The sequence below is a fragment of the Flavobacterium sp. U410 genome (assembly GCF_053570605.1).
This window is the reverse complement of the sequence record NZ_JBSEFI010000007.1, coordinates 80286-98663: the sequence shown is the minus strand read 5'-3', so window position 1 is coordinate 98663 and position 18378 is coordinate 80286. Positions and strand designations below refer to the sequence as shown.

Sequence of the window (18378 nt, the reverse complement as noted above, 5' to 3'; positions counted from 1 at the left end):
CGAGAAAAATTTCTCGCTTTTTTTTATTGCTCTGGTGCTATTTGCACTGCTAAACCTTCTAAACTTTCTGTTATAGGAATTTGACATCCTAACCTGCTATTTTCTTGTACATGATAGGCTTCATCAAGCATCGCTTCTTCGTCAGGATTTCTGTCGATAGGAACTACATCATTTAGAACATACACCTGACAAGAGGCACACATAGCCATTCCTCCACAAATTCCTAAAGTTCCTTCTTCGGCTAATTCGTAAGAACGAATCAACTCCATAAGGTTCATATTCATATCCGTTGGAGCCAACACTTCGTGAGTAACTCCGTTTCGGTCTGTAATTTTAATTGTAACGTCTTGAGGCATGCTTAATCAATAGATTTTACAACTGCTTTTTCTGCTTCTTTACGAGTTCCATCGAAACCATCAACACCAGAAACGGTTGTATATTTCAGAACATAACGTTTTCCCGGATTGATTCGGTTATAAACACTTTGGCACATTAATGTTGCTTCGTGGAAACCACATAAAATCAACTTCAATTTTCCCGGATAGCTATTTACGTCTCCAATAGCATAAATCCCTTCAACATTTGTTTGGTAATCTAAAGCGTTGTTTACTTTAATGGCATTTTTTTCGATTTCCAATCCCCAATTTGCAATAGGTCCTAACTTTGGTGTTAATCCAAATAACGGAATAAAATAATCACACTCCGTTTTCATACGAGCTCCATTCACTTCAATATCAACTGCAGTTACTCGTTCGCTACCATTAAAACCAACAACCTCAGCAGGAGTGACTAATTTAATTTTCCCAGCGTCTTTTAATTCTTTCACTTTTTCTACCGAATCTAAAGCACCACGGAATTCATTTCTACGGTGAACCAAAGTAACGGATTTAGCTACATTTGACAAGAAAATAGACCAATCTAAAGCAGAATCTCCTCCACCGGCAATCACAATATTTTTATCTCTATATTTTTCAGGATCTTTTACGAAATAGTCTACACCTCTATCTTCCAATTCATAAAACTCAATGTCTTTTAAAACAGGTTTACGAGGTTCAAAGGTTCCCAAACCACCTGCGATAGCAACTGCTTTTGCCTTATGTTTAGTTCCTTCTTTTGTAGTCACAATGAATGTACCATCTTCTAATTTTTCAATAGTTTCAGCAGTTTCTCCCAAAGTAAATCCTGGTTGGAATTGTTTGATTTGTTCCATTAAATTGGTTACTAAATCTCCAGCTAAAACTTCAGGATAACCCGGAATATCGAAAATCGGTTTTTTAGGATATAACTCTGCTAATTGTCCTCCGGGTTGCGGAAGCGCGTCTATAATGTGGCATTTCATTTGAAGCAAACCGGCTTCAAAAACGGCAAAAAGCCCGGTTGGGCCAGCACCTATAATCACAATATCTGTTTCAATCATTTTAAAATAGTTTTTTCAAGGGCAAATTTCAAACATGTAAAATTATAACCCAATGATTTTTATCAGTTTTAGCATTTAAGAATCAGGTTTTAATTTGTTTTTATTTCACAAAACCTAACTCTTAAATACCAAACTAAAGTAATATATTGAATTTGTTTCGTTTGTAACTTATGCTACATTCTCAACTGTTTCAATTTGAGGAACATACTTTTTAATTGTTGTTTCTACACCTGCTTTCATCGTACTGATGCTTAAACTACAACTTGTACAAGCTCCTTCTAATCGAACTTTTACATGCTTATCATCGATAATCTCAACCAGAGAAATATTTCCTCCGTCAGAATTCAAAAACGGACGAATTTCGTCTAGTGCTTTTTCAATGTTGCTTTTTATTTCTTCTTTCGTCATACTTTTTGTATTTAGTAATTAGTAATAGTGATTAGTAACTGGCTTTTAAACCGAATACTAATAACTTAATACTGCCTACTTTTTATTTACTGCAGAACAACCTGCCATTGTTGTAATCTTCACTATTTCTGTTGGCGGAAGGTTATCATTTCGGTTTACGGTTTCTTGAACAACGTTACGTGCTAATTCTTCAAAAGATTTTTCCAATGTAGTAGCCGTTTGTAATGCTGCCGGACGACCATAATCTCCAGCTTCACGGATACTTTGCACCAATGGAATTTCTCCTAAAAAAGGAATATCTAAATCTTCTGCTAAATTTCTTGCTCCTTCTTTTCCGAAGATATAATATTTGTTATTTGGTAATTCTTCCGGAGTAAAGTAAGCCATGTTTTCAATGATCCCCAATACCGGAACTTTGATGTTATCGTTTTGGAACATTGCTACTCCTTTTTTGGCGTCGGCCAATGCAATGGCTTGAGGTGTACTTACTACAACAGCACCTGTTATCGGTAAAGACTGCATGATTGACAAGTGAATATCTCCGGTCCCCGGTGGAAGGTCGATTAGCATAAAATCAATATCACCCCAATTGGCATCAAAAACCATTTGATTTAAGGCTTTTGCAGCCATAGGTCCACGCCAAATTACTGCTTGGTCAGGCTTAGTAAAAAATCCAATTGACAGAATTTCAACACCATAACTTTGTACCGGTTGCATTTTTGATTTTCCGTCTACTTCAACAGAAACAGGTTTAGCCTGCTCTACATCGAACATTATTGGCATTGAAGGCCCATAGATGTCAGCGTCTAAAACCCCGACCTTGAAACCCATTTTAGCTAAAGCTACCGCTAAATTAGCTGTAATGGTTGATTTACCAACACCTCCTTTACCTGAAGAAACAGCTATGATATTGCTAATCCCCGGAATTTGTTTTCCTTTAATTAGGTTTTCTTCTTCTTTTTTCTCCGGAGCTTCTACTTTGATATTAACTTTCACTTTTGCTTTTTCATACACTTTTTCGTGTATTACTTTCATAATATCAACTTCGGCTCTTTTTTTAATGTGTAAAGCGGGTGTATTTAATATAACCTCAACCACCACTTCGTCACCAAACGTAAGTACGTTTTGTATAGCACCACTTTCCACCATATTTTTTCCTTCACCTGCAACAGTAATGGTTTCTAGTGCTTTTAATATCTCTTTACGATCTAACTTCATTGTGTATTGTAATTTAATTTCCTTGCATTCAATCTTTTATTAAGACTGATTTTAGATTACAAAGATAAGTTGAAATTAGAAATGCACAAGAATCAATTTGTAAAACTTTTGTTATTTTACAGAAATAAAAAAAGCATCCTTGTCTAAGGGATGCTTTTAAAAACCAAATTGAAAAAAACTATTTAATATTAAAATAGAGATTAAAATCTATATCTACTTGGTTATTGACAACAATGGCGCCAAGTAGTTTTTTGGGGGCTTTAAGGGCAAAATCCTCAATATTAATTTTGAGTAATCCTTTTACATTATTGTTTTTTGCATTGTATTGAACCGGTAAAGTGTAGGTGTTTTTTTGTCCTGCTATAGAAACATTTACTTTTGCTGTAATAGGAGTGGCGATATCATTTAGCTCTAAAAGTTCAATTTTTATATTAGGAAATTCATCAGCTTGTAAGATCGTTTTTAAATCTTTTGTAATCATTTTATGTTTACAGTCAAACCCATTACTTTTTATCTCGATTGCTGCTCCGCGACATACAATTGCATTTCTTTGTTTCAAAAAACTAATACAATATTCTTCTTCTAACAAAGACGAATCATATTGACATTGGAACGAATTTACATTTGATTTTCCTTTGATTACGATTTGACTTTGTTCTGTGATAACAACTCTTGTTGGGTTAATTGACACAAAACCAAGACAAATAAAGATTCCGACTATAAAACCAATTGCTTTCATGACTCTTGATTTTAAGCAGCACGAAACATTTAAAAATCGTTTCGTGCTGCATGAAAAAAGTTTTTTTATTATTAGAAACTAATCACAGCTTCTGCGACGAATCCGTTGAATTTACCACCGTCTAATTTGTCGCCAGGTGCAAATCCATCATATTTTTGGTTTACATATTCAATTTTAGCTAACACGTTTTTAGTCATAAACCAACCGCCACCAATATTGAATCTTGTAATATCTACATCATATCCAGAAACATCTTCTGCTGATACACTGTTGTAACGACCTCCGAAGTAGAAGTTTTCATGACTTCCAAAGCGGTATAATAATTCTGCTCCTAATTGAGTAGCTTTTCTTCTATCTGTTTCTCCTAAGTTTCTACCATTTGTAAGTTCTACTACACCAAAGAATTCTAGACCTTGATATTTCACAAATGGATTAAACATGATTGCTGTTAATTTGTTATTAAAGCTAGGATCATATCTACCAGATCTGAAATCTGTTGTTGCAGTAACATCCGGAGTTGACATAACCAAGTAGTATCTTGCCCCTGCTCTATCACCAGCATATAGGTAAGTTCTTGTAGCCCAAGCTGTATTATAGATAGATCCTGTTAAACGTACTCTTAAATCATCGTTCAACTGTTTATCAAAACCTAATTTACCTATTACTGAAGGACTTGGATTTCCATTTACTTCATCGCTAACAACACTTTGGTTTAATTTTGTATTTGTTACACCAACCATTGCTAAAAAGCCATCTTTTTTAAAGTAAACTTCTCCACCAACTTCTGTAGTAAATGAATCCATTAAATAGTTACCCACAAACGGGTTGAAAAGAGCTTGTGCATTATCAGATCTTCTAAAGTGAGTATCACCGTAGTTTACTTCCATGTGACCTACTTTAATAGTTACATATTTCATTAAATCTGATGCTAAACCTTCTTTAATGAAGTCTAAATTATCTACTTGAAAATACCCTCCTTTTACATAAGTTTCATTGTGGTGGCGAGAAGATAAATAAGTTCTTAAGTGCATACGCAAACCTTTTGCTAATGCCACATCTAAGTCTAAGTTAGCTGTTGCCAAGTTAAAATTATTAGTGATTGGCATAAGATCGGCTGCTCCATCAGCATTTTCGTGATCAATCGCTTGATATTGTAAAGCGAATGCTCCTCCAATTCTTACTTTAATATTTTCGAAAGTAGAGGCTGTATCTTTAGGTGATTCAAAAACATTGATTCCGGTTTTATCTTGCTCTCTATAATTATCTAACTTTCTAGTTTGAGCTTCCATACTACCGCACATGCTTACTAAAGCAATTAGAAGTGCAGATTTGAATATTGTTTTCATGTCTATTGATTTTATTTTGATTTGTAATTTTATTTATAAGTCACGTTGAAATTTACGGTTACACTTTCTCCTGTTTTGATAGTTCCCATTAGAGCTGTTGGAGGTTCAACACTATAATGAGTCATATTAAGTGTTTGTTTACCTGACAATTGCACTTTACTATCAACTACTTTAGCTGTAAAAGATTGCGCTACATTTTTAGTTACTCCGTTAATAGTCAGATCTCCTAAAGTTTCAATAGCGAAAGTTCCGTTACTGTTTTTAGTTATTTTAACAACTTTGGTAACTTTGAAATTGATAGTTTTGTATTTCGAACTGTTTAAAGCTTTAAAAGTATTTTTATCCATTCCGCTTTTACCGCTTTTTAATTGTTCAACTTCAAGGGCAAAAGTTAAGTTTTTCAAGGCTGTAATTTCGGTTCCTGAAACTGTAAAACCTGCAGCACCTGACATTGCTTTTGCTTCAATTGACCAGTCATGCAAATTAGAAGTTCCATCAACTGTCAACTTACTTTCGCTTAATAAAAGTTTATATTCTTGCGCATTTAAAAAATTGAATGTCAAAAACATAAACAATAAAGCATTTAGTAATTTATATTGCGTTTTCATAACCTTTGATTTTAAATTATGAGTCAAAGTTCGTCTGAAAATGCGACAGAAAACATGACTTTTGTCACTTTTGTTACAAAAGGATATTGTAAGGATTAACTCAAACGTTATAGTTCGTATATTTTCAAAAAAAATCCTAAAAAAGTTTTTAAACTTTTTTAGGATTAGATAAGATTGTAATTTTCAGTATGTTACAAATCAGCTATAGCTCATTATGTTTTAAAAGATTCATTTTAATGGTTGTGAACTGAATCATTAATTGGTTCTTCAATACATCATATTGTGATTGCAGTAATTGGTTTTTAACCGAATTAAAAGTAATAGCTTCTATTTTTCCACTTTCAAACTTAGCCTGAGACGTTCTATACGAAAGCTTGGCAAAATCTACAACTTGTTGAAATCCTTTTTGTAATTGTTGGTATTGTTCTTTTTTTTCATTCTCTAAGGTCAATTGTTTTTCCAATTGCTGTTTTTCAAAGGTCATCTGGACTTTTGCTTTTTCGGTTTCTATTTTAGCCGAAGCGACTTTCTTACTATTTCTAAATCCGTTAAAAATCGGGACATTGAGTTGTAATCCAACTTGATGATTCTTATTATCTTGAAGTTGTGTTTGCAGGTTATTTACAATAACATCCGGCTGATTTAATGGTTTATAATAAAACGTAGAAAATTGGTAATAAGCCGACAATGTTGGCAAAGTATTCGATTGATATTGTAGAATAGTTTTTCTATTTAATTTATAATTTATTGTGGCTAAATCTAGTTTTGGATTCTTGAATTCATTTTCAACCAATTGCGAATTAAAATCTTCCAGCAAAACTTCGCTTACTGCAACATCTGTTTTATTAATTAATTGGAATAATTGTAATTTCAGTAGTTTTAATTGTTGTTCACTTTCCAATAATTGTGTTTCTTCTGAAGTATATGATAATTGCATATCATACTCGTCACTTTTAGGCTTACTTCCTATCTCAACTTCTTTAACAACTCTGTCTAAGTTATTTTTAGAGTTTTTAAGTTGTTCTTTTTTAATGGTTACCAATTCTTGAGCATATAATGCCTGATAATAACTTTCTGCTATTTGCAATTTATATTCATTTTCAAAAACAGCTCTTTCTGCCTTTGCTTTTTCCAACTCTAATTTGCTTTTACTTTTTGATGCCAGATTATTAAAATCCAACACATTGACCGATGCGTTGAGATAAAAATTATCATATAAAATATTAGAACTGACTCTTCCGTTTGTTGATGGATCAATGGTTGATCCAAAATTATAGGAATGATTTCCTGCTAAATTAATCGTAGGAAGCCAATAATGAATCAATGAGGTTTTACTTCTTTCTGCCCTTTTCACTTCCAGTTGCTTGAGTTGTTCTTCTAAACTTTGTGTTAGTGACGTATCAATACATTCTTGTAGCGACCAAACTTTCGCTTGGCCGGCAACAAGAACGCTAAAAGCAAATGAAAAGAGAATATATATAACCTTTTTATTCATATTTTAAGTATTTTAAAACATCTACTTTAGTCGCTTGATACGCTTTTGAAAGCACAACCGCTAAGGTTAAAACAATGAGTAATATAAATCCAATTAAAAATGGCAAAACATCTATTGAGACTCTAAATACAAAATTTTCTAACCATTTTTGCAATAAATAATAGGTCGGAAAAACGGCAATTAAAAAACCAATAATTCCAAATACAATATATTGTTTCGATAATTCTTTTAACAATGATCCGGTTTCGGCGCCTAATGTTTTTCTTATAGCAATTTCTTTCATGCGTCGCTCTATAGAAAATGCTGCTAAAGCAAACAATCCAAAAAGAGCAATTAAGATTACAACAATATTTAGCATCGAAAATAAATTGCGTTGTTTTACATATTGCTCATAAGTTCGTGCATAATTTTTATCCACAAAATCATATTCAAAAGGATACTCGCTATCTACATTTTGCACCCAAAATTTTTCAATATTTCCAATAGTTTCTTCCATATTTTCCGGATCCACTTTTACGTAAATTTGATTGACATTCCCTAACATCCATTTTACTGTTTTGAAATGAAAGAAAGCCATTGGGGGAATTTCTGCTTGCGGACCATATACATGAAAATCTTTTACAATGCCCACTACTTTTAATTTATAATTATTCCAATCAACCTCTTTACCGATTAAAGTTGAATCGTTCATCATACGGGCTGCCGTTTCATTAACCAACATAGAATTTATAGTATCAGATGCGTATTTTGGCGATAAGTTTCTTCCTTCTTTAATCTTAATATTCATCATCGGTAGCATTTCAAAATCAATTCCCATATTTTGCCCCTGAATACTTACGTTTTTATACATAAAACTTGAAGATGAATTAGCTCCGTTCCCAAAATTAAATGCTCCAGTTGCTACACCTTGAACGCCTTTTATTTTTGCAATTTCTTGCTTTATCATGCTCAAACGTGAATACATTTTATCTTCGTATCCTTCTTCGTTGTAATCATAAGAATTTTTGTACTTGATTTGTAATATTTGTTCTCCTTTAAAACCTAAATCCTTATTTGCCATAAAATTGACTTGTTGAAAGACTATATAAGAACCGACAATAAAGAAAGATGCAATAGCAAATTGCAAAATGAGCATAGCGTTTCTAAGCCAAATTCCGCTTTTACTTCTACTAAAATTTCCTTTTAAAACTTTTAATGTTTCAAAATTAGAAACATAGATTGCCGGAAAGATCCCTGCAAAAATTACTCCTAAAATGAATATTATAATTAATTGAACAAAAAACAACGAACCATTCAATTCGAGTGATTTTCCCAAGAAATCATTATAGTAAGGCAATGATAATTCTACAATAACCAATGCAAATAAAATAGAAAACAATACCAAAATAACGGTTTCAAAAACAAACTGATACACAATATTCCTTTTTGTCGCTCCCAAGACTTTTCTAACACCTACTTCTTTTGCTCGTTTGATGGTATTAGCCGTTGCCAAATTCACATAATTGACAATGGATAATATTAAAATCAAGACAGACAGTCCAAGCATAATCATCAAGAACTGATAATTTCCTCTAGGCTCTGGAAAACCATTTATTTTAGAATGCAAATGAGATGTTTTTAACTGTTCTAAAATAACTTTATTTGCTTCATCATTATATTTTTTAAGCCACTCTTCTGGTGTTAAGCCTTCATCTTTAGCCCATTTTGCCAATGTATTTTCATACATCACTTTTTCAATTTTTTCTCTTAATTGAGGCGCTTGACTAGGATTTTTTAACTTAATTAATAATCCAAAATTGTAATTCCCCCAATATGTTGCATTTTCTTTTAATCTTTTCTCAACTAAATTGGTCACAATTTCAGGAGCTATAGAAGATTTCGTATTCAATTTGTAAACCCCTTTAATTACAAATTTTTTACCTGAATACAACACTTCTTTATTCATTGGATTTTCGTCTCCAAACAAACGTTTTGCAGCTACATCCGAAATAGCAATGCTAGATTCTTCTAGGCAATTTTTAGGGTTTCCTTGTATAAACTCAAAAGGGAAAAACTCGAAAAAATTCTTTTGTACATCTATAATTTTAAAAATTTCTTTCTTAGAATTATATTTTACAATTTCATTATAATACCAATTGTTAAAATAGCAATACGATTCTACTTCTTGAAATTGTGTTTCAAAGTATGTTCCTAAAGGCGCCGGGTTATTTGCCCAAACCAATCCTTGTCCTAAATCATGTAAAACCTCAAAAACTTTTTCATTCTCGGGGTTCCAAGCGTCATAGCTCTTTTCTTCGTTATAATACAAAAGAGAAAAAACAAGTGCTGCAATACCTATGCTTAATCCTAAAACATTAAGAAATGTAAAAAGTTTATTGTTCTTGATGTGATAATAAAAAATGTGTAACCAGTTGTTTAACATAACTGTTCGTTTTTTGATGGATGATGATTATTTTTTAGTAACAGAGCCTGATGAACTCTCTTTAACACTGATTTTATCCGGAGTTCCGTAATAAATTACGTCGGCACTGGATGTTGCTTCAGCATTTAATAAAACGGTTGGACTTACCATTACATCTGCAGAACTACCGGCTTTTACATAAGCCTCTTTTGCCTGCAAATTTTTAAGATCACAATCTGATGAAGAACTGCTGTTTACCTCAACTATTTCTGCTTTTCCGGAAATTTTTACATCAGATGAACTACTCGATTCAATTTCAATTGTTTTAGCTTCAACCTGAAGAATACAATCGGAACTTGAAGATGTATCAACTGTCATTTTTTCTACTTCAAAACTTCCTTCTATACTACTTGCCGAACTGCTTTTTAGCGTCACTTCTTTTATCTTATTAGGGTTTAAAAGTTTTACCTCAGCCGCAGCACTTGTTGTAATTTCGCTTAAATAAGGTCCGGAAATCTCCACTTTTAAAACTTTAAATGAAACGCCATTATTCCAATTATTTCCGCCTTTAGTTTTTTTCTTTTTAGTATTTTCAGAATATCCCTTTGTCTCAACATAAATTTTCAACACATCATTAGCTACTTCTGTTTTTATACAAGCCATTTTTTGAGCATCATCGGTGTATACTTTAATTGACTGATTGGTACTAAATGTATAAAACACATCAATGGAATTGGATACTTTTAATTTTGAAAAAGATCCTACTTGACGATCTTCTGAAACCTGAGCTTTAAGCATTAAACTCATTAAACCCACTACTAAATAAACTATGATTTTATACATGATTTTGTTTTTTAAGAAATTAAAACATCTACTTTTTTGCTATTATTCTTTTCGGAAATAATCATTCCGTCTTTCATTACAATCGTTTTTTGTGAAAAGGAAGCATCATAATCGGAATGTGTTACCATTAAAATCGTTGCGCCTTGAGCGTGCAAATCGGTTAGTAATTCCATTACTTCGTTTCCGTTTTTAGAATCCAAGTTTCCCGTTGGTTCATCGGCCAAAATAATTTTGGGTTCGTTAATTAAAGCTCTGGCAACCGCAACACGTTGTTGTTGACCGCCTGATAATTGCTGTGGAAAATGTTTCAAACGATGTGCAATACCTAAACGTTCAGCAATGGCTTCTACTTTTTGTTTGCGCTGCGCTGCCGGAACATTATTGTAAATAAGCGGTAATTCGATATTATCAAAAACAGAAAGTTCGTCTATCAAATTAAAATTTTGAAAAATGAAACCGATATTTTGCTTTCTCACTTTTGCTCTTTCCGTTTCCTTAAGGGCAATCATTTCTTTGTCCAATAAAAAATAATGTCCTGCTTCAGCATTATCTAGTAAACCCACTATATTCAATAAGGTTGATTTTCCACTACCAGATGGTCCCATAATGGTTACAAATTCGCCTTGCGCTAATTGAAAAGAAACATCATTCAGTGCTTTTGTTTCTACTTCTTCTGTTCGGAAGGTTTTTGAAAGGTTTTTGATTTGTATCATAACTGTTCGTTTTTTGATGTTTTAAATTTTACAAAATAATCTACTAACGGATAACCTTCTTTAGAAAGAAAACCCGATCGTAAGATGAACTCATATTCTGTTTCCGGTTTTAAATCCAGTTGTAGTTTTATCGCTGAATTGTCATTCACAAACTCTGGTTTTCCAGCCAAAGGAAAATGTTCTTTACCGCTTTCTCCAAAATGAATTGACATTCTTTTTTCATTCATTTCCCTGTCAAATGTGATTATAATTTCTTTTATTGCTGCATTTACATCTGTTGCGTTATTTTTGAATTGGTCAATCGATAGAACTACCGGTCTTTTGCTTTCAAAATCTGACTTGATTTGATTAATATTTTTAGCGGTCTCATTAAAAAACTGAATGATTCTTGGATAAAAACTTCCGAAATCAGGATATTTATCTCTGCTTTTCTCATATTCCCCTAACAAATCACTTAATTCTTTGGTCCACAAAAAACCACGATTTATTTGAGTTTGAATTTCTTTTTCCACCGTTTGTTCGGTTTCATTGGTATCAATCAAATATCTTACAACCGAAGCCCTTACAAGAGATTCATTGACTAATGTTATCCAATTTCCATACGCTTGATTGTTCATTTCTTCTTTCTGAACCTGATAGATTTTTTCACCGCTTTCGGCTAATAAATCCATATTTTGTTTGCTATCTAAATAATGATTAATGAACGAATGATTGTACTCATGAATTAATGTGGGTAAGTGATCTTTTACAGAAAAAACAGCTTCTCCGGTGTTTTTATCAAAATCCCAAACTCCCATAATAGCATTCACAATTAATTGTTGGTTTTTCGGATGTACTTTTACGCCATAGTTTCCTCCTCCGTTCGCAAATCCTAAAATAAGATTGTACTTCTCATTACTGCTTACACCATAATAGTTTTGATACCAATTTTGATTAAAATTTTCCAGAATTGCATTGAAACTTCCCGCTACTTTATTGTAATATTCTAAATGGTTTTGGAAGAAAACATCGGCTTGCGAATCTTTATTAAACTCATTCAATAACTTGATGAATTTCTTTTTATCTACTTTTTTCCATCGTGTATCTAAAGTTGATGTTGCCTCTTTTACTAGCGAATATTTTCCATTATGCTGCAAATGAACTGCAAATGACATTACAGCATCATAACCCAATCCGTTTTGATTTCTGATACTTTGTATGTACGAAATAAATTTGTGATTTTTAACATTTTGAAAGTGAGCGTTGATCTCATTCACATACTCTTGGTTGTAATTAGACGAATATTCTTCATTTCCCACTAACCGAAAAACGATACTCATCAACTCAACTCTTTTATCAAATTTTGCTTGTAGCTTTTCTTGTGAAAAACCTAAAGTCGACCATAATACAACTAAAAAAAATACTTTCTTCATCACTAATTAATGTTTAAAACTGCTATCTCTTTATAATCTTGATACCCTGATGTTACCACTTTATCTCCTGGATGCAACCCTTCTAAAACTTCATAATATACTGGATTTTCCCTGCCTAATTTAATAGTTCTTCGCTCGGCTTTATCGTCGCTTGTTAACACAAATATCCATTTCCCTGAGGTTTCGTTATAATAACTTCCTTTGGGCAAAACGGTTATTTTTTCTTTTTCTGATAATAATAATCGGACACCAAAGCTCAATCCTTGTCTTAAATCTAAGTTTTCTACTTGTGGTAATTGCAATTCTACTTTAAACCTACCTTTTACGACTTCCGGAATCACTTTATCTACAACAACTTGTACTTTTTTTCCGTTGAAATCAATAGTTCCTTTTTGATCTTTTTTGACTTTATTCAAATAGAATTCGTCCACATCAGCCACTAATTTATAACCTTTCATGACATCTATTTTACCTAACGTTTGTCCTTGCGTATAACTTTGTCCTAAAACGGGTTCAAAAGATGATAATCGACCCGATAGTGGCGCTAAAACCAGGAAATTCTTTTTATTGGTTCGCAACACGCCTAAACTTTTTTCCATAATGGAAATCGACTGATTCAATTGTCCTATTTGGATTGCATTCGCTTGTTTTTCTTTAGCCACACTTTGCTTGATAATGTTCATACGCTCTTTTTGAAAACGAAAATTTTCTTGCGTTTTTTCCCATTCGTTTTTGGCTAAAATTTCTTGTTCGTATAGTTTTTTCTCCAAATCGTATTGGTTTTTAGCATCTTGATAATCGTGTTCAATACTAATTAAATCTTTTGTCAAGCTTAATTCCTGATTTCTCAAATCCAGTTTTGCTTTGTTCAAATTATTAATCTGCTCAATAATTGCCGTCTCCTGTTGCATATAATTTAATTCTGTATTCGGATTATACAAACGAGCCAACGGCTGCCCTTCTTGAACAAAATCTCCGTTTTCTACAAAAATTTCCTGAACCGAACCACCTTCCACAATATTTACTAAGATAGAATTCAAAGGTTCTGTTATCGCTTGGAAAACCATAAAATCTTCAAAATAATCTTCTTGAACCGTTTTAATAGAAATTTCACTCTTTTTTACGGTATACGCTCTTTTTTTGGTAAACGAAGCATATACTATAAAAGTCAAGATTAAAATAATTATTCCCACTAGGGCTAGTTTCTTTTTTTTGCTATTTTTACGGTTAATGATGGTGTCCATATTCTTATTTTAGTTTAGTATAAAGGAATTTTGTGCCAAAAACTTATAATTCACAAATAATTAATAATCAATACTTTAAATAAAATTTATTTTATCCAACTGTTCGCTAATGAACACTAAATGTCCGAAACCGTACACAAATGAAAAAAATACAAGCCAACATAGTAGTGATTGATGATCAGGAAGACATTCTTTTTGCAGCAAAAATGCTGTTGAAGAAGCATTTTGAGAACATCATTACGCTAAACAATCCTAAAGACAGCATAAAAATATTGGCTGAACATAAGATTGATGTTGTGCTTTTAGATATGAATTATCGCATTGGTTATGAAGACGGAAAAGAAGGAATCTATTTTTTAAAAGAAATTTTGTTGTTATCTCCTGCTACAAAAGTAATTCTAATGACGGCTTTTGGTCATGTGGAAACAGCGGTTGAAGCTTTAAAATTGGGCGCATTTGATTATATTCTAAAACCTTGGGACAATATTAGACTCATTGAAATTGTCAAAAAAGGCGTTACACAAAGTCGAAAAGAACACAAAACTTCCGAAAATAAATTAGTCAATGATTTTTTTGTTGGAACATCATCAGTTATTGTAAAAGCTTATGATTTAGCGCAAAAAGTAGCAAAAACCGATGCCAACATTCTTATTTTAGGCGAAAACGGAACCGGAAAATATGTATTGGCACAGTATATTCACCAACAATCTAGCAGAAAAGACAATGCTTTTGTACATGTCGATTTAGGTTCTTTGAATGAAAACATTTTTGAAAGCGAATTGTTTGGTTATGCAAAAGGCGCTTTTACCGATGCCAAAAATGATACTGCCGGACGATTTGAATTGGCAGAAAACGGCACAATATTTTTAGACGAAATCGGAAATATTCCACTGACGTTACAAGCTAAATTACTCCAGGTTATCCAAACCAAAACCATTACGCGATTAGGCGAAGCTAAACCGAGAAAACTTAATGTTCGTATTATTGCGGCGACCAATCTTGATTTGAAAGCCGAAGTACAACACAAAAATTTCAGAGAAGATTTGTTTTACCGACTCAATACCATGCAAATTATGTTACCACCTTTGCGTAAACGAAAAGAAGATTTAGTCGAATTGGCACACTTTTTACTCGGAAAACTAAGTGTAAAATATGACAAATACGATCTTGTTTTTGACGAAAAAGCATTGGAACAAATCCAAAAACATGCTTGGTTCGGAAATATTCGAGAAATGGAAAACCGAATAGAGCGTGCGGTAATTCTTTGTGAAAATAATACGATTACAATTCCCGATTTAGATTTGGAACTTGTGGATTCTTTTGAAATTGAAAAAGAAGAAATCCAACTTTCGAACATTGAAAAAAACAGTATCGAAAAAGTATTGTTGAAACATCAGTTCAACATCAGTAAGTCGGCAGAAGAACTCGGTTTATCCAGAGCCGCTTTATACCGAAGAATGGAAAAATACGACATCAAAAATGATTAAACAATTTGCCATTTTTATTCGTTTGTTTTTTGTGCTGATCGGTTTGGCAGGAAGTTTTATTTTATTTCAAAACCATTATCATTATACGGCTTTACTTGGTTTCATTGTTGCAATAGGATTATTTTTAGAGTTGCTTTCGTTTATCAATTCTATTTTCGCGTTTTACGACAAAACCATTCTTTCTATTCTTAACAAAGATTTCTCAGCAGATTTTAAAACTAAAAAACATCAGGAGTTTTATGCGAATCTGTTTGTGTTATATGGACAATTAAAAGCGAATCAAAAAGAACAAATTTCAAAAGACACCGTTTATCAATCCATTTTTAACACCATCGAAACCGGTGTTCTTATTTTAGAAAAAAAAGATTCCGATTGGCATATTACGTTAATGAACGATTATTTTTCGCATCATTTTAAAACACCTAAAGTTTCTAAATGGCATTATCTGAATCAATATATTCCGGCTTTGTGCCAAATTATCGAAGAACACGACTTCTCCGATTTTAAAACTCCATTACAAATTCGGGTAGAGAAACAAGACTACCAAACTTTCATTCTACAAACGGCTAAAAGTAAAATTTATGATCAAGATTATTATATCGTTTTACTAGATTCTATTCAAAAAGTAATTGAAAAGAAAGAAAAAGAAGCTTGGATTAATTTAATGAAAGTGATTTCGCATGAGTTGATGAATTCGTTAACACCCATTCATGCTTTGGCACAAAACTTACAAGAAACCACGCAACAAGATTCGCTTTCTAATGAAGATATCAGCGACATTAAAGAAAGTATTGAAACCATTACCAACAGAACGCGCCATTTGCAGCAATTTGTAGAAAATTATAGAAAACTTGCGGCGTTGCCTTCGCCTAAAAAAGAGAAAACAGCTTTACAAGAATTGCTGAAAAACAGCTTGCAAATTATGCAACCGTTATTGAAAAAAGAGCAGATTTCCGTAGTTAATGAAATTGGTTTTGATCGCTGGATTTCGGTTGACAAACAGCAATTGGAACAAGTTTTAATCAATCTTTTAACGAATAGTATTTACGCACTTGCCGACAAAACGAACAAACAAATTACACTTTCGGGCGAAGTAAAAGAAAAAAGATTGTTTGTTTACATTACCGATACGGGAAAAGGAATTGAAAAAGAAATAGAAGATAAAATCTTTCTACCGTTTTTCACTACCAGAAAAGAAGGAGCCGGAATCGGTCTTACTTTGTCCAAAAACATTATTGAAGCTCACGGAGGTTATCTTACTTTTGAAAGCAATGAAACCCAAACTAAATTCACGATTTGCTTGTTTGAGTAAACTTTAAAAATCAGGCTCCCAAAAATGTTTTTGAAAATCCACTATTTTATTGTCAACCACTTTAATACCTTCGGCTTCTAAAAGCTGTTGCATGAGATTGGTTCCGTCAAAATGATGTTTCCCGGTTAGCACACCGTTTCGATTAACTACTCTATGAGCAGGAACATCTTCCATATTGTGTGAAGCATTCATGGCATAACCCACCATTCTTGAAGATTGCGGGGAACCGATAGTTTTAGCGATGGCACCATAAGAAGTAACTTTCCCATAAGGAATTTGGCGAACGACTTCGTAAACCCTTTCAAAAAAGCTGATTTCTTTTGGTTTTACCATATCAATAAAACATTTTAATAAGAGATGTCATGGCTACTATTCCGGTAATAATAGCAATAAAAAAATTGATATTCTTAGAAAGTAAGGTTACTTTATGCTCAATTTTTCGAAAGAAAACAGCGTAAATGTAAAATATAGCAAAAGTTCCGATGCTGGCTGCTAAAGAAAAACTGATAATTTCGGCTATTGAAAAATGAAATAAATCTTTAGTAGCCAACATTAAACTCATGACACCATAATACGGTATGGCAAACATGTTTAAAGAAGACAAAGTTAATCCAAATAAAAAGCGATTGCGTTTGTCTTTTACTTCAACATTGATTTTTCGCTTCTTTTTAGCCTGAATTCCGTTGTAGATAAAAAAGAAAGTTAGCAGTATAAAAATTACGGTTCCGAACTTTTTTAAGGTTTCAGTTATATGAGGATTGGTATCAAGAAATTTAGCGAAATATGTTCCTGCAAAGCTTTGAAAAAAAACAATAACTACCGAACCGAAAGAAAAAAGCAAAGCTTGTCTTCTGTTTTCTTCCACGCTTAATCGGGCAATAGTCATATTCAACATTCCTGGTGCTATAATTCCAATTGCCGCAATGACAAATCCTGCTAAAAAAGCGATTACCAATTCCATTTACTTCAGTTTAAATTTAATGTAGGTTATAGGTTTGTTCTGCTCTAAATATTGACTTTCATAGAAGGTTTGAATACTGGTTACTTCAACCGGAGCACCTTCGTTTCTGTAAATATTATGATTCGCATACAACACTTCGTGACCTTCGCCATGCAATAAACCTAATGTATATCCGTGCATGAATTCGCTATCGGTTTTTAAATGCATGATTCCTTCTTTTTTCAGAATCTTTTTATAGCGTTGCAAAAACTCCGAATTGGTCATACGATGTTTGGTTCGCTTATATTTGATTTGCGGATCCGGAAATGTTATCCAAATTTCGTCTACTTCATTTTCTGCGAAACAATGTTCGATCAATTCAATTTGGGTACGAAGAAATCCCACATTATGAATTCCTCCTTCAACAGCCGTTTTGGCGCCACGCCAAAAACGCGCTCCTTTAATATCAATTCCAATAAAATTTTTATCCGGAAATTTTTGGGCTAAGCCCACAGAATATTCTCCTTTTCCACAACCTAATTCTAAAACAATAGGATTGTCGTTCTTAAAAAATTCCGTTCTCCATTTTCCTTTAAAAGGCAAATTTCCAGAAACCACCTCATCTCGAGTTGGTTGAACCACATTATCAAATGTTTCGTTTTCTCTAAAGCGTTTAAGTTTGTTTTTACTTCCCACAAGAAAAAAATTAATTTTTTGGTAAAATTAAGGAAATATGAGTAAAGACAAATTATTTTTACTTTACAACTTGAAAAAGAATACCTTTACTTGTAGCAC

18 protein-coding genes are annotated in these 18378 nt (G+C 32.8%); 2 read left to right on the top strand and 16 right to left on the bottom strand.

The features are described 5' to 3' along the window. Positions 1-23: 23 nt before the first annotated feature. The 13 genes from ACUSJC_RS06910 to ACUSJC_RS06850 form a co-directional block, all read right to left on the bottom strand. Complete coding sequence (locus ACUSJC_RS06910) at positions 24-356, bottom strand: 2Fe-2S iron-sulfur cluster-binding protein (RefSeq protein WP_449268827.1); 333 nt, start codon at positions 354-356, stop codon at positions 24-26. Positions 357-358: 2 nt separating this feature from the next. Then, the gene (locus tag ACUSJC_RS06905; protein ID WP_449268826.1) at positions 359-1417 is read right to left on the bottom strand and encodes an NAD(P)/FAD-dependent oxidoreductase; all 1059 of its coding nucleotides are present in this window, start codon (positions 1415-1417) and stop codon (positions 359-361) included. Between the two features lie 168 nt (positions 1418-1585). Further along, positions 1586-1825: a NifU family protein gene (locus ACUSJC_RS06900; RefSeq protein ID WP_449268825.1), complete on the bottom strand. Its 240-nt coding sequence runs from the start codon at positions 1823-1825 to the stop codon at positions 1586-1588. Positions 1826-1900: 75 nt separating this feature from the next. Next, positions 1901-3043 carry an Mrp/NBP35 family ATP-binding protein gene (locus ACUSJC_RS06895; protein ID WP_449268824.1) on the bottom strand — a complete coding sequence of 381 codons (1143 nt, stop codon included), beginning with the start codon at positions 3041-3043 and terminating at the stop codon, positions 1901-1903. 178 nt (positions 3044-3221) lie between these two features. Beyond that, positions 3222-3782, bottom strand: a complete 561-nt coding sequence (locus tag ACUSJC_RS06890) for a YceI family protein (RefSeq protein WP_449268823.1) — start codon at positions 3780-3782, stop codon at positions 3222-3224. A gap of 71 nt (positions 3783-3853) precedes the next feature. Next, on the bottom strand, positions 3854-5128 hold the full coding sequence (locus ACUSJC_RS06885; RefSeq protein ID WP_449268822.1) for a hypothetical protein: 1275 nt from the start codon (positions 5126-5128) through the stop codon (positions 3854-3856). Positions 5129-5157: 29 nt separating this feature from the next. Continuing rightward, positions 5158-5736, bottom strand: a complete 579-nt coding sequence (locus ACUSJC_RS06880) for a YceI family protein (RefSeq protein ID WP_449268821.1) — start codon at positions 5734-5736, stop codon at positions 5158-5160. Positions 5737-5938: 202 nt separating this feature from the next. Beyond that, positions 5939-7231 carry a TolC family protein gene (locus tag ACUSJC_RS06875; protein ID WP_449268820.1) on the bottom strand — a complete coding sequence of 431 codons (1293 nt, stop codon included), beginning with the start codon at positions 7229-7231 and terminating at the stop codon, positions 5939-5941. Beyond that, positions 7224-9653 carry an ABC transporter permease gene (locus tag ACUSJC_RS06870; RefSeq protein WP_449268819.1) on the bottom strand — a complete coding sequence of 810 codons (2430 nt, stop codon included), beginning with the start codon at positions 9651-9653 and terminating at the stop codon, positions 7224-7226. Before ACUSJC_RS06870 ends, ACUSJC_RS06875 begins: the two co-directional genes overlap by 8 nt. A 27-nt stretch (positions 9654-9680) precedes the next feature. Further along, positions 9681-10475, bottom strand: a complete 795-nt coding sequence (locus ACUSJC_RS06865) for a GIN domain-containing protein (RefSeq protein WP_449268818.1) — start codon at positions 10473-10475, stop codon at positions 9681-9683. 11 nt (positions 10476-10486) lie between these two features. Next, entirely contained in the window at positions 10487-11188 is a 702-nt protein-coding gene (locus tag ACUSJC_RS06860; RefSeq protein WP_449268817.1) for an ABC transporter ATP-binding protein, read from the bottom strand. Next, entirely contained in the window at positions 11185-12600 is a 1416-nt protein-coding gene (locus tag ACUSJC_RS06855) for a DUF4932 domain-containing protein (RefSeq protein ID WP_449268816.1), read from the bottom strand. Before ACUSJC_RS06855 ends, ACUSJC_RS06860 begins: the two co-directional genes overlap by 4 nt. A 2-nt stretch (positions 12601-12602) precedes the next feature. Then, on the bottom strand, positions 12603-13844 hold the full coding sequence (locus tag ACUSJC_RS06850) for an efflux RND transporter periplasmic adaptor subunit (RefSeq protein WP_449268815.1): 1242 nt from the start codon (positions 13842-13844) through the stop codon (positions 12603-12605). Between the two features lie 140 nt (positions 13845-13984). Here ACUSJC_RS06850 and ACUSJC_RS06845 point away from each other — a divergent pair, with 140 nt between their 5' ends. Next, complete coding sequence (locus tag ACUSJC_RS06845) at positions 13985-15331, top strand: sigma-54-dependent transcriptional regulator (protein ID WP_449268814.1); 1347 nt, start codon at positions 13985-13987, stop codon at positions 15329-15331. Beyond that, entirely contained in the window at positions 15324-16643 is a 1320-nt protein-coding gene (locus tag ACUSJC_RS06840; RefSeq protein ID WP_449268813.1) for a sensor histidine kinase, read from the top strand. Before ACUSJC_RS06845 ends, ACUSJC_RS06840 begins: the two co-directional genes overlap by 8 nt. Positions 16644-16646: 3 nt before the next feature. On the opposite strand, the gene ACUSJC_RS06835 is transcribed toward ACUSJC_RS06840, so the two are convergent. Genes ACUSJC_RS06835 through trmB form a run of 3 tightly spaced genes read right to left on the bottom strand, consistent with a single transcriptional unit; the run spans position 16647 to position 18279 of the window. Continuing rightward, positions 16647-16976 (bottom strand): MGMT family protein, encoded by a 330-nt coding sequence (locus ACUSJC_RS06835; RefSeq protein WP_449268812.1) that lies wholly within the window; start codon positions 16974-16976, stop codon positions 16647-16649. 1 nt (position 16977) lies between these two features. Further along, positions 16978-17604: a LysE family transporter gene (locus ACUSJC_RS06830; RefSeq protein ID WP_449268811.1), complete on the bottom strand. Its 627-nt coding sequence runs from the start codon at positions 17602-17604 to the stop codon at positions 16978-16980. After that, positions 17605-18279, bottom strand: a complete 675-nt coding sequence (gene trmB, locus ACUSJC_RS06825) for a tRNA (guanosine(46)-N7)-methyltransferase TrmB (RefSeq protein WP_449268810.1) — start codon at positions 18277-18279, stop codon at positions 17605-17607. Positions 18280-18378: the final 99 nt, after the last annotated feature.

What these genes read in the sequence shown, in the direction of transcription:
- ACUSJC_RS06885 (WP_449268822.1), bottom strand. Translation starts at nt 5,128, where the DNA reads ATGAAAACAATATTCAAATCTGCACTTCTAATTGCTTTAGTAAGCATG.
- ACUSJC_RS06910 (WP_449268827.1), bottom strand. Translation starts at nt 356, where the DNA reads ATGCCTCAAGACGTTACAATTAAAATTACAGACCGAAACGGAGTTACT.
- ACUSJC_RS06880 (WP_449268821.1), bottom strand. Translation starts at nt 5,736, where the DNA reads ATGAAAACGCAATATAAATTACTAAATGCTTTATTGTTTATGTTTTTG.
- ACUSJC_RS06860 (WP_449268817.1), bottom strand. Translation starts at nt 11,188, where the DNA reads ATGATACAAATCAAAAACCTTTCAAAAACCTTCCGAACAGAAGAAGTA.
- ACUSJC_RS06840 (WP_449268813.1), top strand. Translation starts at nt 15,324, where the DNA reads ATGATTAAACAATTTGCCATTTTTATTCGTTTGTTTTTTGTGCTGATC.
- ACUSJC_RS06835 (WP_449268812.1), bottom strand. Translation starts at nt 16,976, where the DNA reads ATGGTAAAACCAAAAGAAATCAGCTTTTTTGAAAGGGTTTACGAAGTC.
- ACUSJC_RS06865 (WP_449268818.1), bottom strand. Translation starts at nt 10,475, where the DNA reads ATGTATAAAATCATAGTTTATTTAGTAGTGGGTTTAATGAGTTTAATG.
- ACUSJC_RS06895 (WP_449268824.1), bottom strand. Translation starts at nt 3,043, where the DNA reads ATGAAGTTAGATCGTAAAGAGATATTAAAAGCACTAGAAACCATTACT.
- ACUSJC_RS06850 (WP_449268815.1), bottom strand. Translation starts at nt 13,844, where the DNA reads ATGGACACCATCATTAACCGTAAAAATAGCAAAAAAAAGAAACTAGCC.
- ACUSJC_RS06900 (WP_449268825.1), bottom strand. Translation starts at nt 1,825, where the DNA reads ATGACGAAAGAAGAAATAAAAAGCAACATTGAAAAAGCACTAGACGAA.
- ACUSJC_RS06890 (WP_449268823.1), bottom strand. Translation starts at nt 3,782, where the DNA reads ATGAAAGCAATTGGTTTTATAGTCGGAATCTTTATTTGTCTTGGTTTT.
- ACUSJC_RS06855 (WP_449268816.1), bottom strand. Translation starts at nt 12,600, where the DNA reads ATGAAGAAAGTATTTTTTTTAGTTGTATTATGGTCGACTTTAGGTTTT.
- ACUSJC_RS06875 (WP_449268820.1), bottom strand. Translation starts at nt 7,231, where the DNA reads ATGAATAAAAAGGTTATATATATTCTCTTTTCATTTGCTTTTAGCGTT.
- ACUSJC_RS06905 (WP_449268826.1), bottom strand. Translation starts at nt 1,417, where the DNA reads ATGATTGAAACAGATATTGTGATTATAGGTGCTGGCCCAACCGGGCTT.
- ACUSJC_RS06870 (WP_449268819.1), bottom strand. Translation starts at nt 9,653, where the DNA reads ATGTTAAACAACTGGTTACACATTTTTTATTATCACATCAAGAACAAT.
- ACUSJC_RS06830 (WP_449268811.1), bottom strand. Translation starts at nt 17,604, where the DNA reads ATGGAATTGGTAATCGCTTTTTTAGCAGGATTTGTCATTGCGGCAATT.
- ACUSJC_RS06845 (WP_449268814.1), top strand. Translation starts at nt 13,985, where the DNA reads ATGAAAAAAATACAAGCCAACATAGTAGTGATTGATGATCAGGAAGAC.